At 65.7% G+C, this 16,563-nt stretch carries 18 protein-coding genes and 1 riboswitch; of the genes, 6 read left to right on the top strand and 12 right to left on the bottom strand.

Annotation, left to right across the window (positions count from 1 at the left end; all coding sequences use genetic code 11):
* Positions 1–10: 10 nt before the first annotated feature.
* The 6 genes from RT123_RS01040 to RT123_RS01015 all read right to left on the bottom strand — a co-directional run bounded on the left by RT123_RS01040 (position 11) and on the right by RT123_RS01015 (position 5,493).
* The gene (locus tag RT123_RS01040; protein ID WP_313007116.1) at positions 11–727 is read right to left on the bottom strand and encodes a TorF family putative porin; all 717 of its coding nucleotides are present in this window, start codon (positions 725–727) and stop codon (positions 11–13) included.
* Positions 720–875 (bottom strand): hypothetical protein, encoded by a 156-nt coding sequence (locus RT123_RS01035; RefSeq protein WP_153923133.1) that lies wholly within the window; start codon positions 873–875, stop codon positions 720–722. Before RT123_RS01035 ends, RT123_RS01040 begins: the two co-directional genes overlap by 8 nt.
* Positions 875–2,941, bottom strand: coding sequence for a potassium-transporting ATPase subunit KdpB (gene kdpB, locus RT123_RS01030; RefSeq protein ID WP_313007113.1), 2,067 nt, complete (start codon positions 2,939–2,941; stop codon positions 875–877). Before kdpB ends, RT123_RS01035 begins: the two co-directional genes overlap by 1 nt.
* Positions 2,942–2,959: 18 nt before the next feature.
* Positions 2,960–4,669 (bottom strand): potassium-transporting ATPase subunit KdpA, encoded by a 1,710-nt coding sequence (gene kdpA, locus RT123_RS01025; protein ID WP_313007111.1) that lies wholly within the window; start codon positions 4,667–4,669, stop codon positions 2,960–2,962.
* An 18-nt stretch (positions 4,670–4,687) separates the two neighbouring features.
* Complete coding sequence (locus RT123_RS01020) at positions 4,688–4,771, bottom strand: potassium-transporting ATPase subunit F (RefSeq protein WP_082503478.1); 84 nt, start codon at positions 4,769–4,771, stop codon at positions 4,688–4,690.
* Between the two features lie 356 nt (positions 4,772–5,127).
* Positions 5,128–5,493 carry a hypothetical protein gene (locus RT123_RS01015; RefSeq protein ID WP_165118387.1) on the bottom strand — a complete coding sequence of 122 codons (366 nt, stop codon included), beginning with the start codon at positions 5,491–5,493 and terminating at the stop codon, positions 5,128–5,130.
* Positions 5,494–5,721: 228 nt separating this feature from the next.
* Between RT123_RS01015 and RT123_RS01010 the strand changes: the two genes are divergently transcribed.
* Genes RT123_RS01010 through RT123_RS01000 form a run of 3 tightly spaced genes read left to right on the top strand, consistent with a single transcriptional unit; the run spans position 5,722 to position 8,191 of the window.
* Entirely contained in the window at positions 5,722–6,057 is a 336-nt protein-coding gene (locus RT123_RS01010; protein ID WP_055806585.1) for a hypothetical protein, read from the top strand.
* Positions 6,057–6,737, top strand: coding sequence for a response regulator transcription factor (locus RT123_RS01005; RefSeq protein WP_017505887.1), 681 nt, complete (start codon positions 6,057–6,059; stop codon positions 6,735–6,737). Before RT123_RS01010 ends, RT123_RS01005 begins: the two co-directional genes overlap by 1 nt.
* Positions 6,734–8,191 (top strand): sensor histidine kinase, encoded by a 1,458-nt coding sequence (locus RT123_RS01000; RefSeq protein ID WP_313007108.1) that lies wholly within the window; start codon positions 6,734–6,736, stop codon positions 8,189–8,191. Before RT123_RS01005 ends, RT123_RS01000 begins: the two co-directional genes overlap by 4 nt.
* Here the strand turns inward: RT123_RS01000 and RT123_RS00995 are convergent.
* Positions 8,188–8,886: a Crp/Fnr family transcriptional regulator gene (locus RT123_RS00995; protein ID WP_313007106.1), complete on the bottom strand. Its 699-nt coding sequence runs from the start codon at positions 8,884–8,886 to the stop codon at positions 8,188–8,190. The genes RT123_RS01000 and RT123_RS00995 overlap by 4 nt on opposite strands.
* A gap of 125 nt (positions 8,887–9,011) precedes the next feature.
* Positions 9,012–9,194 carry a hypothetical protein gene (locus tag RT123_RS00990; RefSeq protein WP_055806575.1) on the bottom strand — a complete coding sequence of 61 codons (183 nt, stop codon included), beginning with the start codon at positions 9,192–9,194 and terminating at the stop codon, positions 9,012–9,014.
* A 130-nt stretch (positions 9,195–9,324) separates the two neighbouring features.
* Here RT123_RS00990 and RT123_RS00985 point away from each other — a divergent pair, with 130 nt between their 5' ends.
* A complete protein-coding gene (locus RT123_RS00985; RefSeq protein WP_313007104.1) occupies positions 9,325–10,182 on the top strand; it encodes a DUF1206 domain-containing protein in 858 nt (285 codons plus the stop codon).
* Between the two features lie 66 nt (positions 10,183–10,248).
* Entirely contained in the window at positions 10,249–10,914 is a 666-nt protein-coding gene (locus tag RT123_RS00980; RefSeq protein WP_313007103.1) for a DsbA family oxidoreductase, read from the top strand.
* Positions 10,915–11,077: 163 nt separating this feature from the next.
* Here RT123_RS00980 and RT123_RS00975 read toward each other — a convergent pair whose 3' ends face one another.
* The gene (locus tag RT123_RS00975; RefSeq protein ID WP_313007101.1) at positions 11,078–11,944 is read right to left on the bottom strand and encodes a hypothetical protein; all 867 of its coding nucleotides are present in this window, start codon (positions 11,942–11,944) and stop codon (positions 11,078–11,080) included.
* A gap of 360 nt (positions 11,945–12,304) precedes the next feature.
* Complete coding sequence (locus RT123_RS00970) at positions 12,305–12,436, bottom strand: hypothetical protein (protein ID WP_313007099.1); 132 nt, start codon at positions 12,434–12,436, stop codon at positions 12,305–12,307.
* 164 nt (positions 12,437–12,600) lie between these two features.
* Here RT123_RS00970 and RT123_RS00965 point away from each other — a divergent pair, with 164 nt between their 5' ends.
* Positions 12,601–13,233, top strand: a complete 633-nt coding sequence (locus RT123_RS00965) for a hypothetical protein (protein WP_313007097.1) — start codon at positions 12,601–12,603, stop codon at positions 13,231–13,233.
* Here RT123_RS00965 and RT123_RS00960 read toward each other — a convergent pair.
* Positions 13,200–13,865 (bottom strand): hypothetical protein, encoded by a 666-nt coding sequence (locus RT123_RS00960; protein WP_313007095.1) that lies wholly within the window; start codon positions 13,863–13,865, stop codon positions 13,200–13,202. The genes RT123_RS00965 and RT123_RS00960 overlap by 34 nt on opposite strands.
* A 377-nt stretch (positions 13,866–14,242) precedes the next feature.
* A complete protein-coding gene (thiC, locus tag RT123_RS00955; protein ID WP_409514880.1) occupies positions 14,243–16,072 on the bottom strand; it encodes a phosphomethylpyrimidine synthase ThiC in 1,830 nt (609 codons plus the stop codon).
* A 140-nt stretch (positions 16,073–16,212) separates the two neighbouring features.
* Positions 16,213–16,322: riboswitch (TPP riboswitch) on the bottom strand.
* Positions 16,323–16,563 lie beyond the last annotated feature (241 nt).

Genomic DNA, 16,563 nt, shown 5'->3' with positions numbered 1-16,563 from the left:
GGTCGTCGCCTCAGAAGGTCGCCTTCAGCGTGGCTACGGCGCGCGCGCCGTAGATGTCGCCGAAGTCGTGTTGGTCGGTGTCGTGATAGCGCAGGTCCAGCGCCAGAGTGTCGGTCAGCTGATAGGCCGCGCCCAGGTTCCAGGTGGTGTAGTCCAGGTCCGACGACACCCATTGACGCCCGACGGCGCCTGAGACGGTCCATTTGTCGGCCGGGCTGACCGCGCCGTTGACCTCGGCATAGGTCGCCTCGTCCTCGGGCGCGCCGAAGAAGTCGGGGGAATAATAGACGGCGGCGCCCAGGGTGGCCGGACCCACGGTGCGTGAGGCGGCGGCTTTGAACTCGACATAGTTATAATCGGCGCCGTCCGGCTGACCGGCGTAGAGATAGCCGATCACGCCGAAGTCCAGCGCATAGCCGGCGACCTCGGGCCGATAGCCGGCATAGAGATCGACCTCGGCGTCCGTGTCGTCGCCGAAATCGACGTTGGAGGCCCAGCCGCCGGCGTAGAAGCCGTTCCTGGTCAGATCGACGCCGGCCGAGATGGCGGGGTTTTCCTGGGTCTGGCTGACCCCGCGGAAGACGTAGTCGGAGGTGACGGCGACGTTCGCCGACACGTCCTGGGCCTTGGCTTCGCTGCACAGGCCCAGACCGGCGAGGCCGACGATACAGGCGGCGGCGAACCAGGCGTCGTTGCGGCCCGAGGCCTTGGAGAAGGATTTACGCATTGGATTTCTCTATTCGAACAGGATGAATGGCCATGGGGTTGGAGCGCGTGCGCGGATCGGTCTGCTGCAGCGTCGCCACGCCCCACATCACGGCGATGACCAGCACCGCCACGACGAGTTGCAGGATGCGAGAGACCTCCCGACGCATCAGGCCAGACCCAGGCCGGAGATGAGCAGGTCGATCAGCTTGATGCCGACGAACGGGGCGATCAGACCGCCCAGGCCGTAGATCAGCAGGTTGCGACCCAGAAGCGCGCCGGCGCCGATGGCCCGGTATTTGACGCCCTTCAGCGCCAGCGGGATCAGGGCGACGATGACCAGGGCGTTGAAGATCACCGCCGACAGGATGGCGCTCTCAGGGCTGTGCAGACGCATGACGTTCAGCGCGCCGAGCGATGGCAGGGCCACCACGAACATCGCCGGGATGATGGCGAAATATTTGGCCACGTCGTTGGCGACCGAGAAGGTCGTCAAGGCGCCGCGCGTGATCAGCAGTTGCTTGCCGACCTCGACGATCTCGATGACCTTGGTCGGATCGCTGTCCAGATCGACCATGTTGCCGGCCTCGCGTGCGGCCTGGGCACCGGTCTGCATGGCGACGCCGACATCAGCCTGGGCCAGGGCCGGGGCGTCATTGGCGCCGTCGCCGCACATGGCGACCAGACGCCCCTTGGCCTGTTCGGCCTTGATCAGGCGCATCTTGTCCTCGGGCGTGGCCTCGGCGAGGTAGTCGTCCACTCCCGCTTCCGAAGCGATGGCTGCGGCCGTCACCGGATTGTCGCCGGTGATCATGACGGTGCGCAGGCCCATGCGGCGCAGGTCGGCGAAGCGCGCCTTCACGCCCGGCTTGACCACGTCCTTCAGATGGATGACGCCGACCAGGACGCCGTTCTGGGTCACGGCCAGGGGGGTGCCCCCCGAACGGGCGATCCGGTCCACCGCCTGGCGGAACTCGGCCGGGGCCGAACCGTCGGTCAGGGTCAGATCCTTCAGCACGGCATCGACCGCGCCCTTGCGCCAGCTGTCCTTGCCGACGTCCAGGCCCGACTGGCGGGTGACGGCGGTGAAGGGAATGGCGACGGCGCCGGCGGGCTGATCGACCGAGACGCCGGCGTTGCGGCCCAGCTCGACGATGGAGCGGCCCTCGGGCGTCTCGTCGGCGAGCGACGCCATGACGGCGGCGGCCAGGGCGGCCTCGGGGCGCACGCCCGGAACCGGGATGACCTCGGTCGCCATGCGGTTGCCGAAGGTGATGGTGCCGGTCTTGTCGAGCAACAGGGTGTCGACGTCGCCTGCCGCCTCCACCGCACGGCCCGAGGTGGCCAGTACGTTCACCTTCAGCAACCGGTCCATGCCGGCGATGCCGACGGCGGACAGCAGACCCCCGATCGTGGTCGGGATCAGGGTGATGAACAGGGCGCCCAGCACCATAGGATCCAGATCGACGCCGGAATAGGCGCCAAGGCCCACCAGGGTCACGACCGCGATCAGGAAGATCAGGGTCAGGCCGGCCAGCAGCACGGCCAGGGCCAGCTCGTTGGGCGTCTTCCGGCGGTCCGCGCCCTCGACCATGGCGATCATGCGATCGAGGAAGGTCGAGCCAGGCTTGGCGGTTATGCGCACCTTGATCCAGTCCGAGACGACGGTGGTGCCGCCGGTCACCGCCGAACGGTCGCCGCCGCTTTCGCGGATCACCGGGGCGCTCTCGCCGGTGATGGCGGCCTCGTTGACCGAAGCGACGCCCTCGACGATTTCGCCGTCCGAGGCGATCACATCGCCGGCTTCGACCAGGATGATCGACCCGACTTCAAGCTCCGAAGCGTTGGTCGTAACCACGCTGCCGGTCTTCGGATCGACGATCAGCTTGGCCTTGGTCGTGACGCGGGTCGCGCGCAGGCTGTCGGCCGCCGCCTTGCCCCGCCCTTCAGCGATGCTTTCGGCGACATTGGCGAACAGGACCGTGGCCCATAGCCACAGCGCCAGTTGCACCGCAAAGCCCGCTGACTGACCGCTCGCGATGGCCGCGGCCGCAGAAAGCGTGGACAGAAGCGCCACGATCCAGGTGGTGAAGATGACCGGATTGTTGATCAGCTTGACGGGGTTCAGCTTGACGAAGGCGTCGCCCACGGCGCGTCCGATCATCTGTCCCGAGAGGCCGCCCGCGAGAGGCGACGCACGGCCGCCCTCGCGGGGATCCAGAGTTACTTGTGTCATGTCAGGATGTCCGAAGGATCAGGCGCCGGCGACCGCCGCGAGCACCTGGAAGTGCTCGACGATCGGTCCCAGGGCGAGGGCGGGCAGGAACTGCAGGCCGCCGAGGATGAGGATCACGCCGATCAGCAGGCCGATGAACAGGCCGTTGTCGGTCGGCAGGGTGCCGGGGCTGGGCGCCAGCTTGGGCTTGACCACCAGACTGCCGGCGATGGCCAGGACGGCGACGGCTGGAATGAACCGCCCGAACAGCATGCCCAGACCCAGGGTCGTGTTCCACCAGGGGGCGTTGGCGGTCAGACCCGCAAAGGCCGAGCCGTTGTTCGCCGCCGCCGAGGTGTAGGCGTACAGGATCTCCGACAGGCCGTGCGGCCCCTTGTTCAGCAGGCCCGCCAGCGCCGTCGGGAAGACGGCCGACACGGCGGTGAAGCCCAGGATGGCCAGCGGCAGGATCAGCACCGCGATCATGGCGAACTGGATCTCGCGCGCCTCGATCTTCTTGCCCAGATACTCGGGGGTGCGCCCGACCATCAGGCCGGCGACGAAGACCGACAGCAGGGCCATGACGACCATGATGGCGATGCCCGAACCGACGCCGCCGGGCAGGATCTCGCCCAACTGCATCAGGAACATCTGTAACCCACCGCCCAAGGGCATGAAGCTGGCGTGCATCGAGTTGACCGAGCCGTTCGAGGCGCCGGTCGTGACCACGGACCACACGGTCGAGGCGGGCGCGCCGAAGCGGACCTCCTTGCCCTCCATATTGACCGAGGCGTCCACCTGGGCCGCGACCAGAGCCGGGGCCGGCTGGGTCTCGATCACATACATGGCCGCGCTGGCGGCGCTCAGCAGGATCAGGGCCGCCGCCGCCAGGGCGCGGATGTCGCGTCCCGCCATGGCGGTGCGGCCGAAGGCGAAGAAGGCCGCCCAGCCCATGACGTTGATCGCCACGGCGGTCAGCAGATTGGTGATGGCGTTCGGGTTCTCGAACGGATGGGCGCCGTTGACGTTGAAGACGCCGCCGCCGTTGATGCCCAGCTGTTTGATCGCCACCTGGCTGGCGGCCGGGAACAGCGGCAAGGTCTGGGATCCGCCCTCGACGCCGGTCGCCGTCACATGGGCCGCCAGGCTCTGAACGATGCCGAGACCCGACAGGGCCACGGCCAGGATCAGGGCGGCGGGCAGCAGGACATAAAGGGTCGTGCGCGTCAGATCGGCCCAGAAGTTGCCTACCCCCTCGCCGCGATTGGCCACAAAGGCGCGCGCCAGGGCCGCCGCGATCGTCGCGCCCGTCGCCGCCGAAACGAAGTTTTGCACCGTCAGGCCGACCATCTGGGTGAAGGTCGACAGGGTCGCCTCCCCGCCATAGCTCTGCCAGTTGGTGTTGGTCACGAAGCTGACGGCGGTGTTGAAGGCCAGATGCGGCGACACGCCTGCGAACCCTTGCGGGTTCAGCGGCAGCACGCCCTGCAGACGCAGGATCGCATACAGCAGGACAAAGCCCGCCAGGTTGAAGGCCAAAAGGGCGCCGGCATATCCCAGCCAGCCCTGGCTGCGTTTCGGATCGACACCGGCGGCGCCATAGAAGACGGCCTCGACCGGCTTGAGCACGGGATCGAGCCAGGTCCGCTCGCCGTTCCAGACGCGCGACATATAAACGCCGATGGGCCAGCCGAGCATTACGGCCAGCCCAAGGGTCAGGGCGATCTCGCCCCATCCTTGAATGTTCATGATTTTAGTCCCGGCCCCTTAGAACCGCTCGGGCCGCAGCAGCGCCGCGACCATGTAAACGGCGACGACCAGCGCCCCCGCCCCCCAGAGCATGGCGATCATCGTCACACCCGTTTCAACGCTGTGGCCAGCAAGGCGAAGACGGCGAACGCCCCCGCACCGACCGCCAGAAAAATCACATCGGCCAATCCGGCCTCCTCGCTCAAGTTCGAGCGGGAACAGACCACCGGGCGGCATAATGGCGCGATGCGAGTCCGGGCCGCCGACCTAAAGGATCCATAAAACTAAGGAAGCTGGGTCAGTCGCAGCGCTGGCGACATTTGAAGCGCCCGCAACCCGACCTTCTGAAGCAAGGGCGTGCTTGAGGATGCGCCGCGCAGCGCCCGGCCGTTTGGCTTCAGATCAAATAAAAAAGCGCGGCCTTGCGGCCGCGCTTCCAACTGTCTTCGTCGAGATGATCAGCCGCGACGGTTGTCGTAATCGCGGCGTTCGTAGCGGATCTGGGCCGAGAGGCGGTCGAAGCGACGGTCAAGGTCCTGGCGTTCCCACGCGGTCAGGCCGCCGCGGCGATAGTTGGCTTCCAGGCGCAGGATGCTGTTGAACTCGCCGCGCAGACGGGTGGCTTCGCGGCGGCTCAGTTGGCCGTTGCGGACGCCCTGATCGATGCGGCGGTCCAGGTTGGCCTGGCGGGCGTTGATCGACTGCCACGAGCCATAGCTGGCGTGATGGGGCGGGGCCGGGCGGTGGTGATAGGATTGGGCGAAGGACGGCGCGGCGACCGAGGCGGCGGCCAGGGCGATGGCGGGGACGATGAGCTTGCGCATGGCGATCTCCTCAAATGTTCTGCCGGTCGGGGTGACCAGCGATGAGGCGATTTGAGCACCCGGCGACTGAGCCGGTTCTGAACAGAATCGATCAGGTTCGGTTCATCTGGATGAAAAAGACGTCACACCGCCGTCTTCTGATTTGGTCTCCGGTTTGGAGCAGCGTTCGCTTTAAACTATACGACGTATTCAGCGCCCGTTCAGATGATCGGGACTAGATCGGTCGCCATGTTTCGTAAACCCGCCCCTCTCCTGATCGCCCCTCCGGCCCTGGCCCTGGCTCTCGGTCTGGCCTTCGCGCCCGTCATGACGACGTCGGCGCAGGCACAGTCGCGCGATCAGGACCAGCGCTCGCAGGACCGTGGTCCGCGCGTCAGTCCCGATGAGGCCCGTCGTCGTGGCGGCGAGGCCGGCGGCGGTCGCCCCATCGACACCCAACCTCGCCGCGACGGCAACTATTCCGTCCTGGTCGAACGCGACGGACGCGTGCGCGAGGTCGTGGTCGACGGCCAGACCGGACAGGCGCGTCCCGACAACAACAATCAACGTCGCAGGCCGAACTGATGCGCGTGCTTCTGGTCGAGGACGACGCGGATTTGTCGCGTCAGCTTAAGGCGGCGCTGGGCGACGCGGGCTATGCCGTGGACCATGCGCCGGACGGCGAGGAAGCCCACTATCTGGGCGAGAACGAGCCTTATGACGTCATCGTCCTGGACCTGGGCCTGCCCAAGATCGACGGCGTGTCGGTGCTGGAGCGTTGGCGGCGAGAGGGCAAGACGACGCCGGTTTTGATCCTGACGGCGCGCGGCGCCTGGTCCGACAAGGTGGCGGGCTTCGACGCCGGCGCCGACGACTATCTGACCAAGCCCTTCCATACTGAAGAGCTGCTGGCGCGTCTGCGGGCGCTGCTGCGCCGCTCGGCGGGCATAGCCTCGGCGACCCTGTCGTGCGGTGGCTTGCGGCTGGATCCCCGCGCAGCGCGGGCCAGCGTCAATGGCGAGCCCCTGCGCCTGACCTCGCTGGAATACCGGCTGCTGCACTACATGATGATGCATCAGGGCCGGGTCATCAGCCGCACCGAACTGGTCGAACACCTTTACGATCAGGACTTCGACCGCGATTCCAACACTATCGAGGTCTTCATCGGCCGGGTGCGCAAGAAGGTCGGATCGGACCGGATCGAGACCGTGCGCGGCCTCGGCTATCGGCTGACGCCGCTGGCGGGCGAATCCGACCCGGCGTGACCGAGGCGACGGCTTCGAAACCCAACGCCGGTGGGCTCCACGACTGGGGCCGCTGGTTTGGTCGCCCCGGTCGCTCCCTGACGCGCCGGCTGATCTGGCTGGCCTCGGCCTGGATCGTGGTCGCTCTGGTCATTTCAGCGCTGGTGCTGACCCAGGCCTTTCAGGAATCCGCGCTGCGGCGTCTGGGCGCCATGCTCAACGAGACGATCGACGAGATCGTGGTCGGCGCGAGCCGCACGCCGCAAGGCGAGGCCATTCCGCAGATCCAGGACGCCAGAACTCTGCGGCTGCTGTCGGGCAAATACTGGCAGATCATGGAGGTGCGCCCCGACGGACGGCTGGTCAGCCTGGCGCGTTCGACCTCGCTGTGGCGCTATGACCTGGCCCTGCCCGCCGACCTGCCCGCGCGCCTGGATGCGGCTTTCGGCGACGTCATCACCTTCAATACCACCGGCCCCAAGGACGACGCCGAGACGCGCGAGCCGCTGCGCGTCGCCGCCAGCATGAAGTCCATCCCCCGGCACGAACATCCGGTCATCTTCATCGCCGCGCTGGATCGCTCGGAAGTCGATGCGGACACGCGTCAGTTCGCCCGCGTGACCTGGATCGCCTTCCTGATCCTGGGGCTCGGACTCGTATCGGCGGTCTTCATCCAGGTTCGTATCGGCCTGCGCCCCCTGTTCGACCTGCGCGATGAGATCGCGGATGTACGTAAGGGCAGGTCGGCGCGGATCGGCCGCTCCTATCCGCAGGAAATCCAGCCCCTGGCCGAGCAGGTGAACCGCCTGCTGGATCACAATCAGGAAGTCGTGGATCGACAGCGCACCCACGTCGGCAATCTGGCCCATGCGCTGAAGACGCCGATCTCCGTCATGCTGGCCGAGGCGGGGACCAGCGAGGGCGATCTGCCCGAGTTGGTGCGGCGCCAGACCAAGATCATGCAGGGCCAGGTCGATCACCACCTGCGCCGCGCCCGCGCCGCCGCCCGCGCCGCCCACGGTCTGGGCGAGACGACGCCCGTCGCCGAGGTGCTGGACGAGCTGGCGGTGATGATCGAACAGGTGTTCCGCGACAAGAACGTCGAGATCGACTGGCGCGCGCCCGACACCCTGTCCTTCCTGGGCGAGCGTCAGGATTTGCAGGAAATCCTGGGCAATCTGATCGAGAACGCCGCCAAGTTCTCCAGGCGCCGGGTGCGCGTCTCGGCGGGCGGCAGCGGCCTGGGTCAGATGATCCTGGTGGTGGAGGACGACGGTGCGGGGCTGCCGGCGGATCAGCGAGACACGGTCATGCAGCGTGGCGCACGGCTGGACGAGAGCGCGCCGGGGTCGGGCCTGGGCCTGTCGATCGTGGACGACCTGACGCGCGCCTATGGCGGGCGGCTGATGCTGTCGGACAGCGACATGGGCGGGCTGAAAGCGGTCCTTGAACTGCCGGCCGCCCAGGTCGACTAGGGCTGCCGGTCTCCGCCCCGGCGGTAGCATTCGCAGGCCGCCCGCTCCAAGGCGGCGCGATCCAGCACCGTGATCCGGCCGCGCGAATAGGCGATGGCCCCCGCCTTCTGAAGCCCCTGCGCCGCCTCGTTCACCGTGGTCCGCTGCGAGCCCAGCATGGAGGCGAGATACTCCTGCGTCAGGTTCAGGGTGTCGCCCTCGACCCGGTCGTGGCAGCGCAAGAGCCATTTGGCGAACCGCTGCCCGGCGTGGTGCAGGGCGTTGCAAGCGGCTGATTGCTCCAACTCGCCCTGAAGTCGGGCCATGTATTCGGCGACGGCGTCGCGAACGCCCGGCCGTTGCGCCGACAGGGCGCGGAACTTGGTGGCGTCCACCCGGCGCGCCGTCCCGGCGACCTGGGCCACGCTGCGGGTGTGGGCATGGTGCGGCACGACCGAGGCGACGACGCCCAGCACGCCTTCGCGCCCGATCATGACAGTCTCCACGGTGCGGCCGTCTTCCAGCACCGCGACCGAGGAGCAGAAGCCGCTGTCGATGAAATGCAGGTGTTCGATGGCGTCGTCAGGCTCACTGAACACATGGCCGGGCGCGAATTCCACCGGAGTGGCGATGGCGAGGAGAGCGTCGCGATCGTCGGGGTTCAGCCCTTGGATCAATCGGTTGCCAGGCGAGAGGCGGTTCATAAGTTCGCGCATAAGGCGATCTGAGCGTGGCGTCTGTCGAATCTCGACACAGCGTTGCTATATATCACGCGGCTTTCTGGGGAAAAGTCGTGTCTTTACCGCGTTGTGTACGCGATCGGGCAGAGAGTGGCCGAGGCTCAGCGGGTGACGCGGCCGACCAGACGCCCGGCTTCCAGCACTTCGACACCTGCGCAGGAGGCATGGCGCGCCAGCTGCGACCGCGCGGCTTCCAACGCCGTGGCGTCGTCGGCGCCGTCGAAGAAGTCGAGCAGCGGACGGCGATCCGCCTCGTCGAAGAAGTGAAACTCGTAGATGTTCACGCGAACGGCTCCCAAGGAGGCGAACCGTAGCGGCATACGCCCGTCGGTGTCTGTCGGATGTCGACACAGGGTCGAAGCGGAGCCTTTGCCTTAGCCGGCGCGTTGAGGGCGTCCTGACGTGGGAGACATCATGAACGCCGCCAAGACCCTTCGCCTGCCGCCGCTGGCGACCCTGATCGAATGGGCGGCGCGGGTCGGCTATGGGGCGCGAGGCTTCGTTTACCTGTCGGCCGGGGCGCTGACCCTGCTGGCGGCGACGGACCGGATCGGCGATGCGGTGGGGACCAGCGGGGCGGCGGGCTGGCTGGCCGAGCAGCCGTTCGGCAAGGTCTGGCTGGTGCTGCTGGGGCTGGGCCTGTGGGCCTTCGTCGGTTGGCGGGTCTTGCAGGCGGTGTTCGACGCGGATCACGAGGGCAGCGACCTGAAGGGCTGGACGACGCGGGCGGGCCAGGCGGTCAGCGGCCTGTTCTACGGCGTGCTGGCGTCGGGGGTGTTCGAATATCTGGACGAGTTCGGCGAGGCGACAAACGCCTCGACGGCCCAGGCCGAGAGCGTAGCCGAGAACCAGGAGAAGGCCGCCATGCTGCTGGGGATGCCGTTCGGCGAGGTGCTGCTGATCGCGGCGGGGCTGGTGGTGCTGGGCGTCGGCGTCGGCAATATCGTCAGGGCGATCCGCGACGACTTCGACGACGCCCTGGCCTGTCCCAAGGCCTTCTGCGGCACGGCGACGGCGCTGGCGCGGGCGGGCTATGCGGCGCGAGGGTTCGCCTATCTGCCGCTGGGGGTGTTCGTGGTTCTGGCGGGGCTGCATGCGCGCTCGGGCGAGGTGACGACGACGGCGGCGGCGCTGGATGCGCTGGAGGCGCAGCCGGGCGGATCGTGGATCCTGGGGCTGACGGCGGCGGGGCTGATGGCCTTCGGCGCCTTCGCCTTCGTGGAGGCGCGCTGGCGCCGGATCCGGCCGCCCAGGGATTTGAGCCTGGGCTGAGACTTGTCGCGCGGCGCGGCGTCGCCATATCCTTATGCAACACACGCTGTTCCAGAAGGCCGCGCCATGAACGCTCCGCTCAAGACCCTGAAGATCGACTTCGTCTCCGACGTCGTCTGCCCCTGGTGCGTGGTGGGGCTGGGCGGGCTGGACACGGCGCTGGACGCCTTGAAGGACGAGGGGATCGCCGCCGACATCGCCTTTCAGCCGTTCGAGCTGAACCCCCAGATCGCGCCGGAGGGCGAGAACATCGTCGAACACATCGGCCGCAAATACGGTGCCTCGCCTGAGCAGTCCGCCGCCAACCGCGCCATGATCCGCGAGCGGGCGGGCGAGGTGGGCTTCGACATGCGCATGACCGACGACAGCCGCATCTGGAACACCTTCGACGCCCACCGGCTGCTGCACTGGGCGCACGAGACGGCGCCGGAGAAGCAGAAGGCCCTGAAACAGGCGCTGTTCACCGCCCACTTCACCGAGAACAAGAACCTGACCGACGCCGGGGTCATGACCGCCGCCGCCGAAAAGGCCGGGCTGGACCGGGCCGAGGCGGGCGAGGTGCTGGCCTCGGGCCGCTACGCCCAGGCCGTGCGCCAGGCCGAGGACCTGTGGCGCGCGCGCGGCATCACCTCGGTCCCGGCCGTGGTGGTCGAGGGCAAATACCTGATCTCGGGCGGCCAGCCGGCCTCGGTGTTCGAAGAAGCCCTGCGAAAGATCGCGTCGGAGGTCTAGGCCGTCTCCTCCCTGCGCAGCGGGGAGGTGGCGCGGCGCCGCTTGGCGCCGTGACGGAGGGGTTCCTTCTGTAAAATCGACGTCTGTGAGGCCTCAAGAGCCCCTCCACCCCGCCCGAAGGGCGCGGTCCCCCTCCCCATCGCAGGCGATGGGGAGGAGACGGTCAGTCCGGCGGTCGGGAGACAAAAACACCGTCTATTTCGTCTAATTCGTCTGATCTCGGGGCCGGTTTCAGGTCGTCGAGCGCCTCGAGGCGGGCCATAAGGGCGTCGCGGCCGGCGTAATCGCCGCGTTTGAGGGCGCAGGCTTCGCGGGCGATCAGGCCGACCTGTTCGGCGATGGCGGCGGCGCGCTCGCCCAGGTCGGGTTCCTTCGGTTGGGCCGGGGACTTGGCGGGCGGCGGCGCGGGCGGGGACGGCGGCGGGGCGGCCGCCATGCGGGTCAGGTCGGCGTGCAGCCGCACCCAGCGCGCGGCCTCCAGCGCGCGCCCGGCCTGAAGCGCCCGGTTCAGCCGCACCAGGGCGTGGGCCGCCATGGCCCCATAGTCAGGCAAGCCCTCGGCCGTCTCGGCCTCCAGGTCGACGGGTTCGCGAAGGAGATCGGGCTGATCCTCGCGCCGCCAGCCCTCATCCCTGGCGCGGGCGCGAAAGGTGCTGACCGCCATGCCATAGACGGCGCTGACCTCCTCGGCCGTGGAGCCGGCCAGATAGGCTGTGCCCGCCGCCTCCCACGCCTCTTTCGACAGGCGGCGATAGGCCCGGTTCTGCACCCGGTCGGCCGCGCGCGCGGCGGGGTCCGATGTGACCAGATCGGGCAGCCGCAACAGATGCATCGGCAGGCCGTGCGCGCGCCAGAAGGCCGCCTCGGCCTCGGGCGAGGAATCGTGATGCAGGGCGTCGCGATACGTCTGCTCCAGACCCGCCTCGCGCAGGATGCGGATCTGATCCAGCGCCTGCTGGGTCATCGCATCGTAAAACGGATCGCGCGGCCCCTCGAACCCGCCGTCGTCATAGCTGTGGTCGTCGTCCATCCCATCCCCGGCTGTCGCCCGCGCCCGACACAGGACGCCCCGCCAGTCTAAGGCCGCCCCGAAGCGTGATCGGGTAGAGGGCGTCGATTTCGCGAAAGGCGAGAGATTTCAACGGCCGGGGCAGAGACGTCGTGCATAGGTAGGGTGGGGTAGCTGTGCATCCCCTCTCCCGTTGGGAGAGGGCTTGAGGCTCGCAGAGCGTCAGCGATGCGTCTTGGCTGACCCGAAGGGCGGCGCGAAGCCGCCAGAGGGTGAGGGTCGTGCGTCTGCGGCGAGGCCCGACCCTCACCCTTTCGCGCAAGTCTGATCGCCTGACGGCTCTCAGGCGCTCAAGCCCTCTCCCAACGGGAGAGGGAAGGCTTAGGCCCGCTTCTTCGGCGCAGGCACGGCGTCCGGCCGCTCCAGCACCAGACGCCCGGCTGCGGGATTCTGCGTCGGACCGATTCCCGTCAGGCCATGGGCGACTTCAGCCGGGTTGACGAACTCAGACATCTCCGTCTGTTCCCCCAGAAATCCATTGATGAAGGTAGTTTCCCTGGCCGGGTTCGGACCGACGAGGCGGACGAGGCTGGGCCAAACCATTCCAAATCGAAGAAAGGAATTTGGCTTATTCGGCAGATCGGGCCAGAATCCAGAATTATAGACATAGGACTCTGATGGACCGAACATACAATCTGAACGGAGGATTTATTCCTACCGCAAAGCGATCCGCTGATCTCGAAGGTGCGGACTACTATCCGACGCCTGCTTGGGCCACTCGAGCGCTAATCGAGAACGAGCGTTTTGATGGGTCGATCTGGGAGCCAGCTTGCGGCGATGGCTCAATGTCAGAGGTGATCAGCGCTGCGGGTTACGAGGTGTACTCGTCTGATTTATACGATCGTGGCTACGGTGAAGTTGGTATCGACTACCTAAGCTCCGATCGTAGAGCGGATAACATCATCACCAATCCTCCCTACAATTCAGCCGAAGGTTTTGTGCGAAAATCGCTGCTGTCAGCGGAACGCAAATTCGCCTTGCTCCTCCGACTTGCTTTTTTGGAAGGAGCCAATCGACAAAAGACGATTTTCAATATTGCTCCGCCAGCAACCGTTTGGGTTTTCAGCGAGCGCATCACTTTTTATCAGTCTGGTGCACAAATAAAAGGATCCGGTACTACCGCCTATGCTTGGTTTGTTTGGGATAATCTGAATACGAACAGAATAACTGAGCTAAAATGGATACCACTCGGATACAAAAGTTCTACTAGACGTGATCAATCGCAGCAAAATCCGATGCTTTTTAAATAAAGCATTCCGTCTTGTGTGACGCGAATTCCATCTGAGATCTTTTCAGCATAGCCCTTCTCAAACGGGCCAAGCGGGTTCGACCGATGTGAAATTACATTTCGAACTATTTGTTCCCATCTTGGCTCCGGAGCGCGTGTTGGTGACGGCAGCAGGTCCCTCGGTGATAGGGGGTAGTATTTTGGAATTTGAGATTTAATATATTCAGTCGAGGCAAATCTATCGTGGCTAAGAGAGGCGATTTTTAGCGCAAGTATTCGAGCTTCAGGTTCTCTTAATCTATCATTTTCTTGACGTTTTAGGGTTCCATACTCAAATGGCTCGCCTCTACGCCAAGCGAAGGCGTAACCAGGGAGAGCGAGATATGACATAATATCGCGGATCCCGATGCGGATCTCGCCTAAAGACTTGTACTCAATGGGAAGATAAAAAGTGCAGGTGTCTTGCGGATGTTCTCGGTAAACTCTGATGTCGAAATGGAATGAGTTCCCGTAAGAAAAACTGGCTCCAACATAATGATCTAGAGCGTCTTGTCCCTGATAAAGACAAGTGGAAAATTCAGCTATAGGACGCCAAGCGATCGCTTGTGGCTCGACAGCGATATCTGACGGATACTTTTTTGCGGCAAGTCCCATTTTCTAAGGCTGCTTGTTTATTACGTCTGCCAAGATGCATGCATAATCTTTTCCCAGCTTGGTTCTAGCTAGCACACCGGGAGTTTGGGTGAGGAACCAGCGCGCTTCCAAAGGTGTGCCTCCGGGATGAGGATTGGTGTCGGTAGTGAACTCAATGCCGCGCCGTGTGCCAAGGGGACCAATATAGGCTTGCACGGTAGGTTCCATTCCTCCGAACGGGACAGATCCCCAAACCTCACCAGTCTGCACCTGAACGACAGCGTCTGCGGCTGTCTGAAGCTGAGTTTCAACGCGTCTAAATAGGCCGTACCGCACCATCCCTCCTTATGCTGATGGTTGTGGATAATAACCGTTGTGCGGGAAGTCTAGCGCCTAGTTCACACCTTCACCTCCACCACACCGCCGCCGGCGCGGAACTTCGCGCTCATCTCCGCCATGCCGGCTTCCGCCTCCGACAGGGAGGCGCCGGCGTCGTTCTGGGCGGCGGCGGCGTCGCGGATGTCCTGGCTGATCTTCATCGAGCAGAACTTGGGGCCGCACATGGAGCAGAAGTGGGCGGTCTTGTGGGCCTCCTTGGGCAGGGTGGCGTCGTGGTATTTGCGGGCGGTTTCGGGGTCCAGACCCAGGTTGAACTGATCCTCCCAGCGGAACTCGAACCGGGCGCGTGACAGGGCGTCGTCGTGCAGGCGGGCGGCGGGGTGGCCCTTGGCCAGGTCGGCGGCGTGGGCGGCGATCTTGTAGGTGATGACGCCGTCCTTGACGTCCTGACGATCCGGCAGGCCCAGGTGCTCCTTGGGCGTGACGTAGCAGAGCATGGCCGTGCCGAACCAGCCGATCATGGCCGCGCCGATCGCGGATGTGATGTGGTCATAGCCCGGCGCGATGTCGGTGGTCAGCGGGCCAAGCGTATAGAAGGGCGCCTCGTGGCAGTGCTTCAGCTGCTCGTCCATATTCTGTTTGATCTTGTGCATCGGCACATGGCCGGGGCCCTCGATCATGACCTGGCAGCCCTTGGCCCAGGCGATCTTGGTCAGTTCGCCCAGGGTGCGCAGCTCGGCGAACTGGGCCTCGTCATTGGCGTCGGCGATCGAGCCGGGGCGCAGGCCGTCGCCCAGGCTGAAGCTGACATCATAGGCGCGCATGATGTCGCAGATGTCCTCGAAATGCTCGTAGAGGAAGCTCTCCTTGTGGTGCGCCAGGCACCATTTGGCCATGATGGAGCCGCCGCGCGAGACGATGCCCGTCACCCGCTTGGCCGTCATCGGCACGAAGGGCAGGCGCACGCCCGCGTGGATGGTGAAATAGTCCACGCCCTGTTCGGCCTGTTCGATCAGGGTGTCGCGGAACACCTCCCACGTCAGGTCCTCGGCGACGCCGTTCACCTTCTCCAGCGCCTGATAGATGGGCACGGTGCCGATGGGGACGGAACTGTTGCGGATGATCCAGTCGCGGATGTTGTGGATGTTGCGGCCCGTCGACAGGTCCATGACGTTGTCGGCGCCCCAGCGGGTGGCCCAGACCAGCTTGTCGACCTCATCGTCGACGGAGGACAGGACGGCCGAGTTGCCGATGTTCGCATTGATCTTCACCAGGAAGTTGCGGCCGATGATCATCGGCTCGACCTCGGGGTGGTTGATGTTGTGCGGGATGATGGCGCGGCCGCGCGCGATCTCCTGCCGGACGAACTCGGGCGTCACGAAGTCGGGGATGCTGGCGCCGAAGTCCTCGCCGTCGCGGATGCAGGGGCTGTTCTGCTCGCGGCGCAGATTCTCGCGGATGGCGACGTATTCCATCTCGGGCGTGATGATCCCGGCCTGGGCGTATTCGTACTGGGTGACCGGGCGGCCCTCGACGCCCTTGAAGACGCGGTGGTGGGAGGTGTCGAAGCGCGGGGCCAGGTGGCGGCCCGACGCATGGCCGTTGTCCTCGGGCTTGACCTCGCGCGGGTTGGCGACCGGGGCGATGTCGCCGCGATCCAGCTGCCAGCTGGATTTGACGCGGGGCAGGCCGCGCTTGATGTCGATGGTCACGGTCGGGTCGGTGTAGGGGCCCGATGAATCATAGATGGTCACCGGCGGCTCGTTGGCGGATGCGTGGACGGCGACCTCGCGGAAGGGGACGCGAATGTCGGGGTAGAGCTCGCCCTGGACGTAGACCTTGCGCGAGCCGGCCCGTTCGCCGGTCGGGATGGTTCCGGTCTCCTTCATCACCTGTTCGCGCGCGTCCTTGAGGGCGAGGTCGACGTTCGGCTCTTCGGGCAGGGCGGGCGGGGTGACTTGAATGTTCATGGCGGCCTCAAACGGTTTGAGGTCCGCCGACGTCGGGCGCGAGGGTCCTGTCGCGTGAGGACCGATAGCGTTACTCATCCCTTCGCCGGCATGACCCGGATCAGGTTCGACGGGTCAGAGGAGAAACCTCTATCTCAGCCGCTCGATTGCGACCCCCCGGAGAACGCCTGCAAGCTAACCCGCGCCGCGGCGGATGTCGAGTTGTCCGAAACCGCACATAAGTCCTTGTAGGCGCGGCGGATTTATTGGGCTATGCGCAAAGCTTGGGCCGGATGCCGGCGTCGGCGGAGTGAAACGAGGATATGAGCCTGAACCTGGAACGCGTCCTCTACACCAGCCGCGCGCGGGGCAATGCCGACAGCCTGCTGATGCAGGTGGACATCCTAGCCACGTCGCAGCGGAACAATGCG

The sequence above is a fragment of the Brevundimonas vesicularis genome, assembly GCF_032067225.1.
GTDB classification, from domain to species: Bacteria; Pseudomonadota; Alphaproteobacteria; order Caulobacterales; family Caulobacteraceae; genus Brevundimonas; species Brevundimonas vesicularis_F.
This window is presented reverse-complemented; position numbering and strand designations above follow the sequence as displayed.

Coding starts and splice junctions, on each gene's coding strand:
- RT123_RS01040 (WP_313007116.1), bottom strand. CDS start 727: ATGCGTAAATCCTTCTCCAAGGCCTCGGGCCGCAACGACGCCTGGTTC.
- RT123_RS01035 (WP_153923133.1), bottom strand. CDS start 875: ATGCGTCGGGAGGTCTCTCGCATCCTGCAACTCGTCGTGGCGGTGCTG.
- kdpB (WP_313007113.1), bottom strand. CDS start 2,941: ATGACACAAGTAACTCTGGATCCCCGCGAGGGCGGCCGTGCGTCGCCT.
- kdpA (WP_313007111.1), bottom strand. CDS start 4,669: ATGAACATTCAAGGATGGGGCGAGATCGCCCTGACCCTTGGGCTGGCC.
- RT123_RS01020 (WP_082503478.1), bottom strand. CDS start 4,771: ATGATCGCCATGCTCTGGGGGGCGGGGGCGCTGGTCGTCGCCGTTTAC.
- RT123_RS01015 (WP_165118387.1), bottom strand. CDS start 5,493: ATGCGCAAGCTCATCGTCCCCGCCATCGCCCTGGCCGCCGCCTCGGTC.
- RT123_RS01010 (WP_055806585.1), top strand. CDS start 5,722: ATGTTTCGTAAACCCGCCCCTCTCCTGATCGCCCCTCCGGCCCTGGCC.
- RT123_RS01005 (WP_017505887.1), top strand. CDS start 6,057: ATGCGCGTGCTTCTGGTCGAGGACGACGCGGATTTGTCGCGTCAGCTT.
- RT123_RS00995 (WP_313007106.1), bottom strand. CDS start 8,886: ATGCGCGAACTTATGAACCGCCTCTCGCCTGGCAACCGATTGATCCAA.
- RT123_RS00985 (WP_313007104.1), top strand. CDS start 9,325: ATGAACGCCGCCAAGACCCTTCGCCTGCCGCCGCTGGCGACCCTGATC.
- RT123_RS00980 (WP_313007103.1), top strand. CDS start 10,249: ATGAACGCTCCGCTCAAGACCCTGAAGATCGACTTCGTCTCCGACGTC.
- RT123_RS00975 (WP_313007101.1), bottom strand. CDS start 11,944: ATGGACGACGACCACAGCTATGACGACGGCGGGTTCGAGGGGCCGCGC.
- RT123_RS00970 (WP_313007099.1), bottom strand. CDS start 12,436: ATGTCTGAGTTCGTCAACCCGGCTGAAGTCGCCCATGGCCTGACGGGA.
- RT123_RS00965 (WP_313007097.1), top strand. CDS start 12,601: ATGGACCGAACATACAATCTGAACGGAGGATTTATTCCTACCGCAAAG.
- RT123_RS00960 (WP_313007095.1), bottom strand. CDS start 13,865: ATGGGACTTGCCGCAAAAAAGTATCCGTCAGATATCGCTGTCGAGCCA.
- thiC (WP_409514880.1), bottom strand. CDS start 16,072: ATGAAGGAGACCGGAACCATCCCGACCGGCGAACGGGCCGGCTCGCGC.